The sequence below is a fragment of the Cupriavidus sp. HPC(L) genome (genome assembly GCF_000307735.3).
Taxonomy (GTDB): Bacteria; Pseudomonadota; Gammaproteobacteria; order Burkholderiales; family Burkholderiaceae; genus Cupriavidus.
This window is the reverse complement of sequence record NZ_AMPR02000404.1, coordinates 1-1,142: the sequence shown is the minus strand read 5'-3', so window position 1 is coordinate 1,142 and position 1,142 is coordinate 1. Positions and strand designations below refer to the sequence as shown.

General features: G+C 68.4%; 1 protein-coding gene. It reads left to right on the top strand.

The features are described from left to right. Positions 1-1,142: autotransporter-associated beta strand repeat-containing protein (locus B551_RS18500; protein WP_043441267.1), on the top strand; the 1,142-nt coding region annotated here is incomplete at both ends.

Below are 1,142 nucleotides of genomic sequence, written 5' to 3'. Positions count from 1 at the left end.
CCGCGGCCAACAGCTACGGCGGCACGACCACGGTCAACAATGGCACGCTGCTGATTCAGGGCGACCAGTCGCTCGCGACCGGCGCGACCACGGTCAACGCCGGCACGCTCGGCGGCACCGGCATCGTTGGCGGCGATGTCACCGTGGTCGACGGCGCGAGCGTGGCGCCGGGCGGCACCACCAACGTGCCGGGCATGCTGACGATCAACGGCGACCTGACGCTGGCGTCGGCGGCCAACATGAACTACGACTTCGGCCAGGCCGGCGTGGTTGGCGGTGCCTACAACGATCTGATCGAGGTCGGCGGCAACCTGACGTTGGGCGGCACGCTGAACGTGTCCGAGAGCGCGGGCGGCAACTTCGGTCCGGGCCTGTATCGCGTGATCAGCTACGGCGGCACGCTGGTCAATAACCCGGTCACGGTCAGTTCGCCGGACTATTTTGTCCAGACCTCGATCGACAAGCAGGTCAACCTGGTCAACACCGCCGGATTGACGCTGAACTACTGGGACGGCGACGCGGGCGGCAGGAACGATGGCCAGATTGCCGGAGGCAACGGCACCTGGCACGCCGGCCCGACCAGCGACAACTGGACCACCGACACCGGCAATGCGAATGCGCCGTTCCAGGACCAGAGCTTCGCGGTGTTCGCGGGCACGCCGGGCACCGTCACGGTGGACGACAGCCAGGGCAACGTGAACGTGGCCGGCATGCAGTTCGCGGCCGACGGGTATCGGATCGAAGGCGATGGGATCGGCCTGACCGGCACGCAGGCGACCATCCGCGTCGGCGACGGCACCGCTGCCGGCGCGGGCTATACCGCGACCATTGCGTCGAACCTGAGCGGCGGCAGCGAACTGGTCAAGACCGATCTGGGCAAGCTGGTGCTCGAAGGCACCAACAGCTACGCCGGCGGCACCCGGATCAATGCCGGCACGGTCAGCATCGCGGACGATGCCAATCTGGGCGATGCGTCCGGAGGCCTGACGCTGAACAACGGCACGCTGCAGACCACGGCCGACCTGTCGAGCGCGCGTGCGGTGACGCTGGAAGGCAACGGCACGATGCTGACCGATGCGGGCACCACGGCGACGCTGAGCGGCGCGGTGTCGGGTGCCGGCGCGCTGACCAAGGATGGCGCC